Below are 12313 nucleotides of genomic sequence, written 5' to 3'. Positions count from 1 at the left end.
ATGTTGTGAAGCGGCGCTGGTCACAGCATAATACGGGAAATGGCCGCTACGCAGACGGTCAACCGGAGGAGCGCTTCTAATGTCGGAAAAAGTTTACGCGGTGCCCCCTCAATGGGCAGAGCGGGCTTATGTTAACGCTGATTCCTATGAGGCGATGTACGAACGGTCGGTTGCCGACCCCGAGGGCTTCTGGTCGGACGCCGGAAAGCGGCTCGATTGGATCAAGCCCTATACGCGCGCCAAAAACACGAGCTTCGCACCCGTCAACGTAGACATCCGGTGGTACGAGGACGGCACCCTTAACGTTTCGGCGAACTGCGTCGATCGTCACCTCGAAAAGCGGGGCGATAAGGTCGCGATCATCTGGGAAGGCGACAATCCCAACGAGAGCGAGCAGATCACATATCGCCGGCTCCACGAGCGCGTGCAACGTTTCGCCAATGTGTTGAAGAAGCACGGCGTCAAGAAGGGCGACCGCGTAACGATCTACCTGCCAATGATTCCGGAGGCAGCCTACGCGATGCTTGCGTGCACGCGTATCGGCGCCGTCCATTCGATCGTCTTCGGCGGCTTCTCGCCGGACAGCCTGCAGAACCGGGTAGAGGACGCGGATTCAAAACTCATCATAACGGCCGACGAAGCTCTTCGCGGCGGCAAGCCCGTTCCGCTGAAGAAAAACGCGGATGCCGCGCTCGCCCGCTGCAAGGGCGACGAAAAGATGCTGGTCGTTCGCCGCACCGGCAATCCCGTGCCGTGGACGGACGGCCGCGATTTCTGGCTGCATGAAGAATTGCAAACCGTTCCTGCCGAATGCGAGCCGGTGGAAATGCGTGCCGAAGACCCGCTTTTCATTCTTTACACATCGGGTTCGACGGGTAAGCCGAAAGGCGTCGTACACACGACGGGCGGCTACCTCGTCTACGCGTCGATGACGCACCAATACGTCTTCGACTACAAGGAAGACGACATCTATTGGTGCACGGCCGATATCGGCTGGGTCACAGGACACAGCTACATCGTATACGGACCGCTTGCGAACGGCGCGACGACGCTGATGTTCGAAGGCGTGCCGACTTATCCCTCGGCATCGCGGTGCTGGGACGTCGTCGACAAGTGGAAGGTCTCGATCTTCTATACCGCGCCGACTGCCATCCGCGCTTTGATGGGTGCGGGCGACTCCTTCGTCAAAGGCTCCAGCCGGTCGTCCCTGCGCCTCCTCGGCTCGGTGGGTGAACCGATCAATCCGGAAGCCTGGGAATGGTATCACCACGTCGTCGGCGACGACCGGTGCCCCATCGTCGACACCTGGTGGCAAACCGAAACCGGCGGCATCCTCATCACGCCGCTTCCCGGCGCTACAGAATTAAAACCCGGTTCTGCGACGAAGCCCTTCTTCGGTGTTCGCCCGGCGCTCGTAGACGACAAAGGTCAATTCCTTGGCGGTGAAGCGCAAGGCAACCTCGTGATTCTCGATAGCTGGCCCGGACAATCGCGAACCATCTACCGCGACCACGAACGGTTCGTTCAAACCTACTTCTCTTCGTATCCGGGAATGTACTTCACCGGCGACGGCTGCCGCCGCGATAGCGATGGCTATTATTGGATTACGGGTCGCGTCGACGACGTCATCAACGTCTCGGGCCACCGTATGGGGACGGCCGAAGTCGAAAGTGCGCTCGTATCCCACCCGAAAGTTGCAGAGGCCGCGGTCGTCGGTTATCCGCACGATCTCAAGGGCCAGGGCATCTATTGCTATGTAACGCTCAACATCGGCGAAAGCGGCGATGAGGCACTGAAAAAGGACCTCGTTGCCCACGTCCGCCGTGAAATCGGGCCGATCGCCTCGCCGGATCTCATCCAGTTTTCACCCGGACTGCCGAAAACGCGCTCGGGCAAAATCATGCGCCGCATCTTGAGAAAGATTGCGGAGGACGATTTTGGCAGCCTGGGAGATACCTCGACGCTGTCCGATCCGGCCGTCGTCGACGATCTCATCACCAATCGCCAGAACAGGCGCGTGATCTAGCGCTCGAACCACGCGAAGACCACAGGCGGCGGCATCAGAAGTCTGAGGTGATGCCGCCCTTCTCCCAGTCGCCGAAACGTGTGGGATCAGGCCCGTCTCTGCCGCCGACCTCACGAGGCGGCTTGGGCTCGGCCGCCTGCGCCTTACGCCGCGCTTCAGCCTCTTCCAGCGCCCGCTTGGCTTCCGGCGTCAACACGCGGGGAGCAGGCTGGGCGTCGTCTCGCCGGTCCACGCCCATCGGGCCTTCGCCCGTCTGATCTTCGCCTGTGCGATCTGCGACCGTCATTATGACAAACGTCCTTTAACCGGCGGTTCCGCGAGCTTTTTCCGCGGCTCGCCTTTATGGAATACTTCGGACACCATATATACGCGGCTGTAAGGTTGCAGACTAGCTTTGGGACCCCGTGTCGCGAGTATGATCAAATGCCTATGAACTATGCTAAAACCGCGCTTTTGCTGGCGGCGATGACAGCAATCTTCGTCGCGCTCGGCGCTCTCATCGGCGGCCAGGCCGGCCTTGTCATTGCATTCTTCATCGCACTCGTAATGAACGCCGTTAGCCTGTGGAAGTCCGACTCCATCGTGCTCCGCATGTTCAACGCCCAGGAAGTCAGCGAAACCTCAGCCCCCGAACTTTATTCGATAGTCCGCGATTTGGCGCGCAACGCCGATCTGCCGATGCCGCGCGTCTACATCATGAACAATCCGCAGCCCAACGCCTTCGCGACGGGGCGCAGCCCTTCGCATGCAGCCGTCTGCGCATCGACCGGCCTTCTCGAGGCGCTCAACAAGGAAGAGATTGCCGGAGTGCTCGCGCACGAGCTTGCGCACATCAAGAACCGAGACACGCTGACCATGGCAGTCGCCGCAACCATCGGCGGCGCGGTTTCGATGGTCGCGCAATACATGCAGTTCGGCATGCTGTTCGGTGGCAACCGCGGTAACGATCGTGGCGCACTTGGCGCGATCGGCACGCTGGCCGCCATCATTCTGGCGCCCATGGCAGCCGGCCTCGTGCAAATGGCGATAAGTCGTTCCCGCGAATATCAGGCTGATCGACTTGGCGCGATGATTTGCGGCAGGCCGCTTTGGCTCGCCTCGGCGCTGCGGAAAATCGATAGCTCCGCCCGCCGCATCCCGAACGATCAGGCTGAAGCAATTCCGGCGGCCGCGCACATGTTCATCATCAATCCTCTGAACGGCCACGGCGTCGATAATCTGTTCTCGACACACCCGAATGTTGTAAATCGCATCGCTGCGCTCGAGGCGCTGGCGCGCGATATGGGCGCCACCGGAATGGAAACGTCTGGTCGCAGCAGCCGTCCGGGTGAAGTCTGGATCGGTGGTCAGAATTATACCAAGCCACCGAACCCCTGGGGCTGAAGTGTCAAACAACACAAATCGAAATGGCCCTCGCACGGCTGGAGTTCGCCCGGGCGCAGCGCGACCACACGGCAAGCGCGACCACAAGCCGAAGACGGCAGCGGCCCGCACGCCCTCGCCCGCCGCCGATGGCCTGAAGACGCGCGACGCCGCTGTCTCCGCGCTTTTTTCTGTTCTGATCGAACGCCGGCCCTTCGACGACAGCTTCGCGAGAGCTTGCGCCGTACGCGACCTCGCTCCGCGCGATCGTGCGTTTGCGCGTCTCATTGCGACGAGCGCTCTACGCAATCGCGGCGCGCTGCAGGCCGTACTCCGCACCTACATCGCCAAGCCCCTTCCCGAACATATCGGCCGCCTGGACGAAATTCTCCTCGCCGCCGCGGCCCAGCTTCTTCTGCTGCAAACGCCGCCGCATGCAGCGATTTCGCTTGCAGTCGATCAGTGCCACGCGGACACGAACGGCAAGCGCTTTGCAAATCTCGTCAACGCCGTCTTGCGCCGCGTAAGCGAAAGCGGGCCTGGCCGCCTCGCGTCGCTCGATAATGTTGCGCTGACATTTCCTGATTGGCTGCTCGCGCGCTGGAGCGCCGCCTACGGCCCGGCCGAAGCTCGCCAGATCGCGCGCGCATCATTGGTCGAGCCGGCCCTCGACATAACGGTCAAATCCGATCCGGCAATGTGGGCCGAGCGCATCGGCGCCGTCGTCCTGCCGACCGGCTCGATAAGGTGCGCACAAGCCGGACGCATCGAAGAGCTGCCCGGATACGATGAGGGCGCGTGGTGGGTGCAGGACGCCGCCGCGGCTCTTCCCGTCAAGCTGTTCGGCGATGTCGCTGGCCTCTCGGTACTCGACCTGTGCGCGGCGCCCGGAGGAAAAACAGCTCAGCTCGCGGCACTCGGCGCGAACGTCACGGCTGTCGACAAATCCGCCGGACGATTGTCACGCCTCGGAGAAAATCTCGCGCGCCTCGGGCTCTCTGCGAACACTGTCGTCGGAGACGCGCTGACATTCACGTCCGAGACGAAATTCGACGCGATCTTGGTCGATAGCCCTTGCACGTCGACGGGCACGATCCGCCGCCATCCCGATATCCTGTATCTGAAGCGCCCGGAGGACGTTCCCGCCCTGGCCGCCCTGCAGGCCAATCTGATCGACCGTGCCGCGGGACTCTTGAAGCCGGGCGGCGTCCTCGTCTACTGCACATGCTCGCTGGAGCCGGAGGAAGGCGAAAAGCAAATCGATGCATTTCTCGCCCGTCATTCCGATTTCGCACGCCGCCCAATCATGCTCGATGAGGCAACGATCCCGCTGTCATGGAGAACGAGCGCGGGCGATCTTCGGACGCTGCCCTCGCACTTCGAGGACATGCCGGAAGGCCTCAGAGGTCTCGACGGCTTTTTCGCGGCATCTCTGGTGAAGTCACCCTGAGCTAACAACGAGCTAACAGTATGTTGCATCCGCGCGCCTTGTTTTGGCGCGGGTCCAGGGATAATTCAAACGTCTGATCGAGCCGATTTTTCGCGCAACGTCGCAGGAGCGTTTCCCCTTGGGCCTCAATGTCACGGAACGGCTGAAGATCCGCTCCCTTTCCGTTGAGCGCCTCCGCCGCCGGGCCGTGACGTTCACGCTGTCGTCGCCGCTGATGCGCTGGCGCTACGCTGGCAACGGCGCCGATCAGATCCTCATCGTACCGCAAGAACTGCGCGCCGCCGATCCGAGCTTTTGGACAGAGATTGCGCACGGCCACTTTGGGCTGGCGTCCGAGATCGCAGACCTCAAGGGCGCGTCCGCGTTTCGAGTGACGCCTCCGAGCATAGCCTGGGAACGCGAGCTCCATGGGTTCGGCTGGTTACGCCACTTGGCGGCGACCGAAGAAGAAGAGGCGGCATCCGCCGCACGAGAGCTTGTGCTCGAATGGATCGCTCTGAAGCGGATCTCGCACGGCATCGCCTACGAGCCCGAGGTCATCGCACGGCGGCTGATCTCGTGGATATCGCAAGCCAACATGCTCCTCGAAGACTTGGACGCGCGCTCTTATACGCAGATCATGTCGAGCGTTGGCCAGCAGATCGTTGCGCTTCGGACGACGTGGAGAAACGCGCCGGACGGCGTGCCGCGTATGGTCTGCCTGATTGCACTGGTCCTGACCGGACTGGCCGTCTCAGGCCACGACCGGCAACTGAAAGAGGCTGAAGCCGCGCTGGTCGTTGAGTTGAAGCGCCAGATTCTCGACGATGGCGGCCACGTCAGCCGCAGCACGAGTGTTCTGTCCGATCTCGTTCTCGACCTGCTCCCATTGGGACAATGCTTCTCCTCGCGCGCGCTTGTCTCCCCCGAGGAGATCAACACGGCGGTCAAGAAGTCATTGCGGTTTTTGCGATTCACGCGCCTTGGCGACGGCATGCTCGCGCGCTTCAATGGCGTCAGCACCGGCTCACCGGCGGCGCTCGCGACCGCTCTTGGTTATTCCGGTGGCGAACTCGACTTCATGCCGGTCGCTCATCAATCGGGGTATGCCCGGCTCGAACGAGGCCGGACAATCGTCTTCGCAGATGTCGGCTCCCCTCCCCCGCTCGAACTTTCGACACTGGCACAGGCTGGTGCCCTCTCGTTCGAAATGACCTCGCGACAACATCTGATTTTCGCCAACGGCGGATTTCCAGGCCCAGCCGATCGCAACTGGGATTCCGTTGCGCGCGCGACCGCCAGTCACAACACGCTTTGCCTCGGAGAAACGTCGTCCTCCCGCCTCATCCGGCACGAGCAGCTGGAATCGATGGTCGATGGCCTGCCGATCAGGGAACCCGATTCCGTTGTTTTCGAATTTACGGATGGACCGGACCAAACCCTGCTGAACGCGAGCCATGACGGCTATCTGAAACGCTTCGGGTTGATCCATGTGCGCCGCCTCGCGCTTTCCGGTGCCGGCGAAAAGCTAGAGGGCATCGACATCCTCGAGCCGCCGAAGGGAACGCTGCGCCTGAAGCAGGATCTCCCTTACGCCATTCATTTCCATCTTCATCCCGATTGCGCCTGCCTTTCCGCCGGACACGGCGTTTGCCGCATTACCCTCCGCGACGGCGAAAGCTGGCTCTTCTCGGCCGCGGATGACACCGCTCAAATGTCGATCGAAGAAAGCCTGTTTTTTGTCGACAGCGCCGGCCCGCGGCCGAGCCTGCAGATCGTCCTCCGTGGTACAACCTTCGGCGAGACGCACGTCCGCTGGTCGGTCCGCGCGGAACGGCCGAACGACCGGCAAATCTGAGCGCCCAAACGCACGACCAGAACGCGCGCCCGGAACAAACGCGAGCAAAACGAGGCCAATCGCGCGTCAGATCCACGCGCGGGATAGCCTTGCCCGACGCACCGTGCTAACCGCGCACGAGCGAACAACTGGGATGCACATGGCCGATCAACGAATACGCCGAGCCCTCCTTTCAGTCTCCGACAAGACTGGGCTCATTTCTTTCGCAACGACCCTGGTGAACCGGGGCATTGAGCTTGTCTCGACGGGTGGCACTGCCGCCGCGCTAAAGGCCGCTGGCCTGGCCGTAAAGGACGTCTCGGAGCTGACCGGCTTTCCCGAAATGATGGACGGCCGCGTCAAGACTTTGCATCCGAAAGTGCACGGCGGCCTCCTCTCCATTCGCGGCAACGTCGTTCACGACGCGGCCGCCCGCGAACATGGAATTTCGCCGATCGATCTCCTTGTCGTGAACCTCTATCCGTTCGAGGCGACCGTCGCGAGACAAGCCTCCTACGATGACTGCGTCGAGAACATAGACGTCGGCGGCCCGGCGATGATCCGCGGCGCTGCAAAGAATCACGAGAGCGTCACCGTCGTCGTCGAACCGGCCGATTACGATCGCGTGCTCGCGGAAATCGCAGCCAACGACGGCGCAACGACACTTCCCTTGCGCAAGGCCCTCGCCGCCAAGGCATTCGCCCGCACCGCGGCCTATGATGCTGCGATCAGCAATTGGTTTGCACGCGAGATCGGCACGCCGGCACCCGATTATCGCGCGTTCGGCGGCAAGCTCTCGCAAGCGCTCCGTTATGGTGAAAACGCCCACCAATCGGCCGCTCTTTACCTCTCCGCAGAAAATCGCGTTGGTGTCGCGACGGCCGAACAGCTTCAGGGCAAGGAACTCTCGTACAACAACATCAACGACACAGACGCGGCTTTCGAACTCGTCTCCGAATTCTCGTCGGACGTACCGGCAGTCGCCATTATCAAGCATGCTAATCCGTGCGGTGTCGCGACCGGAACGTCGCTTGCCGAGGCTTACCGCAAAGCGCTCGCCTGCGATCCCGTAAGTGCATTCGGCGGCATCATCGCGCTCAATCAGCCGATCGATGCCGAAGCCGCCGACGACATTACGAAGATCTTTACCGAGGTCGTCATCGCCCCTGGCGCATCCGACGAAGCGAAAGCCATTTTCGCGACCAAGAAAAATCTCCGCCTGCTGCTGACAAGCGGCCTCGCGGATTCACGTGCGGCCGGGCTCAACTTCAAATCCGTCGCCGGCGGCTTCCTCGTTCAGTCGCGGGACGCGAGCAATGCCGATGATCTCGAATTGAAGGTCGTCACCAAACGCGCTCCGACCGAAGCCGAACTCAAAGATCTGCGGTTCGCCTTCAAGGTTGCCAAACACGTGAAGTCGAACGCCATCGTCTACGCAAAAGACGGCGCGGCCGTTGGCGTCGGCGCTGGTCAGATGAGCCGCGTCGACTCCGCACGCATCGCCGCTTGGAAGGCCACGGAAGCCGCGAAAGCTCAGGGCGTTAACGAGCCGCTGACCGTCGGATCGGTCGTCGCTTCCGACGCGTTCTTTCCGTTTGCCGATGGCTTGATCACCGCGGCCGAAGCGGGCGTTACTGCCGTCATCCAGCCGGGTGGCTCAATGCGCGACGATGAAGTCATCAAGGCCGCCGACGAGCGCGGCTTGGCGATGGTCTTCGCCGGCGTCCGCCACTTCCGGCACTAGGCGCCTCACCGGGCTGGACGTGTCCGCACGAACAGCATCATGAAGGCGCCGATGGCGAGAAAGGCCAGCACGGCCGCCATGCCAATGCGCTGACTGCCGGTCTCAAGCGTAACGAACGCAACAGCGAATGGCGCCAGGAACGCCGTCACTTTGCCTGAAAACGCGAAGAGCCCGAAGAACTGCGTGATCTTCTCGGGCGGCGCGATGCGGGCAAGCAGCGACCGGCTGGCAGCTTGAACGGGCGCGGCAACGACGCCGACGAGGATGGCGAAGGCGAGAAACACCTGCTCGCCGGGCGACGAAAATGGCGTCGAGCCGAGAACCTTCTCGGCAACTTCCGTCGTGAAAAGAATATGATTTTTATCGACCGACAGAATGCCGACCGCCCCCGCGATCAACGCCAACAGCGCGACGACGATGACGGTCTTCGGTCCGAGACGATCGTCAAGCCATCCGCCGAAGAGCGCGCCGAATGCCCCGACCAACGTCAGGATGATCCCGAAAATTCCAAGCTCGAGCGGTCCCCAGCCGAAGACGGACGCACCGTAAATTCCGCCGAAAGCGAAGATGGCCGTCAGCCCGTCCGTGTAGAGCATCCGCGCGATCAGAAAAATCAAAACGCTCGGCATCGCGGGAAGCGACTTGATCGTGTCCCAAAGCTCAGCCGTCGCGGAACGCTCCGGATGCGCGCCAACGGCCCGCCGCCGGTCCGGCACGAAGAGAAAAAATGGAATGATGAAGACGGCGAACCATATCGCGGCGAACGGCCCGGTGATGCGGTCGCCCTGATGCGCACCGCCGTCTAGCTTCAACAGCGGATCGAGCCCAAGAAGCGTCGTCGCTTCGCCAGGTATCGGCACCAACAGGCCTGCAACAAGCGCCAAACTGACGAGGCCGCCGAAGTAGCCAACCGCCCAGCCCGTGCCGGACAATCGGCCAAGCTCGTCGCGCGGCACAAGGCCCGTCATGATGGCATTCGAGAAAACACTCATCAGCTCAGCGGCGAGCGTCGCCATGACAAAGCCCGCGAGCACGATGAGAATGGTCGTCAGATTGGCATCTGCCACGCCGAGCCAAAGAACGCTGAGGCCTGCGAGGAATACGAGCGACAGGCCGGCCATCCATGGCTTTCGCGAGCCGCGCCCATCGGCGGCGGCGCCCAATACCGGGCTGAGTATCGCGATCAGCAGTCCGGCAACAGCCGCCGCATATCCCCACAGCGCTTGACCGCAAGCGGCCTTTTCGCTGCCTTCAGCGATCAGCGAGCCGCAAGTGGAATTCTGCACGACCGCATTCGCGAAGTAGGGACCGAACAGAAAGGTCTGCACCAGCGTGTAATGCGGCTGCGTGGCCCAATCATAAAGCATCCACGAAACGCGAGCCCGGAGGGGAGCGCGAACCACGTCGCCCGCCGCGACAGGCGACGTTTGCTCGTCAGAACCGCCGATATCGATCGTCGCCATGTCTCCCCCTCTTCGATTCCCCCGGCGGCGCCTCCCATCACTTAGCCCGGAAGTGTGTCAGCTCCGTAAGACGATAAGGTGATCGGGAAGCTCGTTGGGATCGGCATTGCCCGGCGGGAAGTGCGCAGCAAGCTGATCGCCGATCTGCTTTATCGCTCGCTCGAAACCATCGACGGCCCGCCCCGCGCCGATTTCGGCCGTAAGCTGATCGACGATTTTCTGCCAGGTGCCTTTCGGAACCAGCGCATCGATGCCGCTATCGGCGATAATTTCGACACGCTTTTCCGCGAGCGACACGAAAAGAAGGACACCGGTCCGGCCCTCGGTCGTGTGCAGGTTCTGCGCGAGAAACTGCTCGCTCGCACGCCGGCGCGTATTCGCATTCAAAATCGACTTCGGCACGAGCGACATACGCACGCGCGGATGCCATGCGAGAGCCAGCAGGCCGAGAAAGACGAGAAGCTGAATGAGAAAGATTATCTGCACCGGCATCCACGTGAAGTTGATGAACGGCCAGGGAATGATGAGGGCCAGGAGCGCCGCCCACATGAACGGAATATGCTGATAGCGGCTGCTCTGATCCGCAACGACGGCAACGATCTCTCCCGACGTAGTGCGCTCCGCCGCCGTGATGGCTGCAGAAATGCGCTCTTCGTCGTTGGCACTGATTAAGCTCATCGCGCGCGACCGCCTTTTTGCATCGAATTCGTTGCCCCTACCAGCTTCCCGAAGCGCCGCCGCCACCGAAGCCGCCGCCGCCTCCAGACCAGCCGCCGCCACCGCCGCCACTGGACCAGTCGCCGCCGCCCCCCCAACTTCCCGAGCCGCCCGGAATGACGACAATTCCGCCCCGTCGCCGCCGCGAGCCGGGCATTCCCGCTTGCACCGCTTGCGCCTGCCGGTAATTGACCCAGAGAACGAAGGCGACAATCATCAGAAAAATGGCGAGATGGACGATCGCCCACGGATCGTCTTCCAGCGCTCGCCCGCCCTGGGCGCGACGCTTCACTTCCTCGCTATCGCCGAGAAGAACCGACTTGATATCGCGGATGCCGTCCTTGATGCCGCCCGCAAAGTCCCCACGCCGGAACTTCGGCAGAATGGCATTCTGGATAATCAGCGTCGACATCGTGTCCGTCATGAACGGCTCGAGCCGGCGGCCAACCTCGATCCGAACCTTGCGATCATTCGGCGCAACGATGAGGAGAACGCCGTTGTCTTTGCCCTTCTGACCGATCCCCCATTTCCGCCCCAAGCCAACGCCGTATTCCTCGATCGGATAGCCCTGGAGGGATTTGACGGTGACGACGGCAAGCTGATCGGTCGAGGTATCTTCGAGAGCTGCAAGAGCCTTTTCGATCTCGGCCTTGTCTTCGGGCGTCAGCAGGCCAGCCTCATCGGTCACGCGGCCGGCTAGGTTCGGATAGACGGGCTCGGCAAAAGCCGGCGCGAAGAGCACGGGCAACGCCGCAAATAGCAAGACCAGCATCGCGCGCAGCAACGCGCGACGCCCATCGTGCAGCGTGAAAGACCGAGCGGCGGTGAAAGCGCCAGCCATCGGACGAGTTCCTAGCAAAGTTGCAGGCTTTGAGCGCTATGGCTTGCTGAAATCGACCTTCGGAACCTTCTGTTCTTCAGGCGAGATATCGAACGTCGCCATTTCCTTCGCCTGCGGATAAAGCGCCACCTTCCACAAACGGCCGGGGAAGGTCGAGATCTCAGTGTTATATTTTCTCACTGCATCGATGTAATCGCGCCGCGCGATCGCGATGCGGTTTTCCGTGCCGGCAAGCTCGCTTTGCAGCGCGAGGAAATTCTGCCCCGACTTGATGTCTGGATAACGTTCGACGACAGCCATGAGGCGTCCGAGAGCGCCGCTGAGCGTCGCCTGCGCGTCCTGGAATTTCTTCATCGCTTCCGGGTTCGTCAAAATGTCGGGAGGCAACTGGATATTCGTCGTCTGCTCGCGGGCTTTCGTGACCTCGGTCAAAACGCTCTTCTCCTGATCCGCGAACCCTTTCACGGAAGAAACGAGATTCGGAATGAGATCGGAGCGGCGTTTGTACTGGTTCTGCACTTCGCTCCAAGCAGCCTTGGCTTGCTGCTCGTAAGTCGGAATGGTGTTGATACCGCATCCCGCCATCGAGAGGCCCGCCACGATGATCGCGAGGAACGCGATCGGACGGGCAATGAAAGTTCTTGTCATTGCGATCATGATTTGACGTTCCCCATCATTGAACAGAATCCCATTCGACAGCCGCTAGTGGATGCACCGATACGGTGTTTGTAACTCGCATGTTGGTATGGGCTTTCCCGATGGCATTCAAGCGACACCGCGAATACTTCATCCCAGGTGATCACTAACGGCTTTACCAAGTTGTGGGCCAAACCTGCGAAGCAGGTAGCCTTTGCGGTAATCTGAACCCGCGCCCGAATACTTGAAATGACCGCC

The 12313-nt window shown here is 61.5% G+C and carries 10 protein-coding genes; 5 read left to right on the top strand and 5 right to left on the bottom strand.

Features of this window, described 5'->3' with window-relative positions; all coding sequences use genetic code 11:
* Window positions 1-79 precede the first annotated feature (79 nt).
* Window positions 80-2026, top strand: coding sequence for an acetate--CoA ligase (gene acs, locus K2Q04_RS10420; protein WP_291162954.1), 1947 nt, complete (start codon window positions 80-82; stop codon window positions 2024-2026).
* A 34-nt stretch (window positions 2027-2060) separates the two neighbouring features.
* Here the strand turns inward: acs and K2Q04_RS10415 are convergent, their stop codons facing one another.
* On the bottom strand, window positions 2061-2264 hold the full coding sequence (locus tag K2Q04_RS10415; RefSeq protein WP_291163274.1) for a DUF1674 domain-containing protein: 204 nt from the start codon (window positions 2262-2264) through the stop codon (window positions 2061-2063).
* A 191-nt stretch (window positions 2265-2455) separates the two neighbouring features.
* On the opposite strand from K2Q04_RS10415, the gene htpX reads away from it, so the two are divergent.
* The 4 genes from htpX to purH all read left to right on the top strand — a co-directional run bounded on the left by htpX (window position 2456) and on the right by purH (window position 8398).
* A complete protein-coding gene (gene htpX, locus K2Q04_RS10410; RefSeq protein WP_291163271.1) occupies window positions 2456-3409 on the top strand; it encodes a zinc metalloprotease HtpX in 954 nt (317 codons plus the stop codon).
* A gap of 1 nt (window position 3410) precedes the next feature.
* A complete protein-coding gene (locus K2Q04_RS10405; RefSeq protein ID WP_291162953.1) occupies window positions 3411-4838 on the top strand; it encodes an RsmB/NOP family class I SAM-dependent RNA methyltransferase in 1428 nt (475 codons plus the stop codon).
* Window positions 4839-4956: 118 nt separating this feature from the next.
* A complete protein-coding gene (locus K2Q04_RS10400) occupies window positions 4957-6675 on the top strand; it encodes a heparinase II/III family protein (protein WP_291162951.1) in 1719 nt (572 codons plus the stop codon).
* A gap of 139 nt (window positions 6676-6814) precedes the next feature.
* A complete protein-coding gene (purH, locus tag K2Q04_RS10395) occupies window positions 6815-8398 on the top strand; it encodes a bifunctional phosphoribosylaminoimidazolecarboxamide formyltransferase/IMP cyclohydrolase (protein WP_291162949.1) in 1584 nt (527 codons plus the stop codon).
* 5 nt (window positions 8399-8403) lie between these two features.
* On the opposite strand, the gene K2Q04_RS10390 is transcribed toward purH, so the two are convergent.
* Genes K2Q04_RS10390 through K2Q04_RS10375 form a run of 4 tightly spaced genes read right to left on the bottom strand, consistent with a single transcriptional unit; the run spans window position 8404 to window position 12076 of the window.
* Window positions 8404-9861: an MFS transporter gene (locus K2Q04_RS10390; protein ID WP_291162947.1), complete on the bottom strand. Its 1458-nt coding sequence runs from the start codon at window positions 9859-9861 to the stop codon at window positions 8404-8406.
* A gap of 57 nt (window positions 9862-9918) precedes the next feature.
* Complete coding sequence (locus tag K2Q04_RS10385) at window positions 9919-10539, bottom strand: TPM domain-containing protein (RefSeq protein ID WP_291162945.1); 621 nt, start codon at window positions 10537-10539, stop codon at window positions 9919-9921.
* Between the two features lie 37 nt (window positions 10540-10576).
* Complete coding sequence (locus K2Q04_RS10380; RefSeq protein ID WP_291162943.1) at window positions 10577-11419, bottom strand: TPM domain-containing protein; 843 nt, start codon at window positions 11417-11419, stop codon at window positions 10577-10579.
* A 36-nt stretch (window positions 11420-11455) separates the two neighbouring features.
* Entirely contained in the window at window positions 11456-12076 is a 621-nt protein-coding gene (locus K2Q04_RS10375; RefSeq protein WP_291162941.1) for a LemA family protein, read from the bottom strand.
* Between the last annotated feature and the right edge of the window lie 237 nt (window positions 12077-12313).

This window comes from Hyphomicrobium sp. (genome assembly GCF_019753045.1).
Classification (GTDB): domain Bacteria; phylum Pseudomonadota; class Alphaproteobacteria; order Rhizobiales; family Hyphomicrobiaceae; genus Hyphomicrobium_B.
Note: the sequence above shows the minus strand (reverse complement) of the source record. Positions and strands in the feature narration are given on the sequence as shown.

Excerpts from the sequence above, each read along its gene's own strand:
- acs (WP_291162954.1), top strand. The coding sequence starts at position 80 with ATGTCGGAAAAAGTTTACGCGGTGCCCCCTCAATGGGCAGAGCGGGCT.
- K2Q04_RS10415 (WP_291163274.1), bottom strand. The coding sequence starts at position 2,264 with ATGGGCGTGGACCGGCGAGACGACGCCCAGCCTGCTCCCCGCGTGTTG.
- htpX (WP_291163271.1), top strand. The coding sequence starts at position 2,456 with ATGAACTATGCTAAAACCGCGCTTTTGCTGGCGGCGATGACAGCAATC.
- purH (WP_291162949.1), top strand. The coding sequence starts at position 6,815 with ATGGCCGATCAACGAATACGCCGAGCCCTCCTTTCAGTCTCCGACAAG.
- K2Q04_RS10390 (WP_291162947.1), bottom strand. The coding sequence starts at position 9,861 with ATGGCGACGATCGATATCGGCGGTTCTGACGAGCAAACGTCGCCTGTC.
- K2Q04_RS10385 (WP_291162945.1), bottom strand. The coding sequence starts at position 10,539 with ATGAGCTTAATCAGTGCCAACGACGAAGAGCGCATTTCTGCAGCCATC.
- K2Q04_RS10380 (WP_291162943.1), bottom strand. The coding sequence starts at position 11,419 with ATGGCTGGCGCTTTCACCGCCGCTCGGTCTTTCACGCTGCACGATGGG.
- K2Q04_RS10375 (WP_291162941.1), bottom strand. The coding sequence starts at position 12,076 with ATGATCGCAATGACAAGAACTTTCATTGCCCGTCCGATCGCGTTCCTC.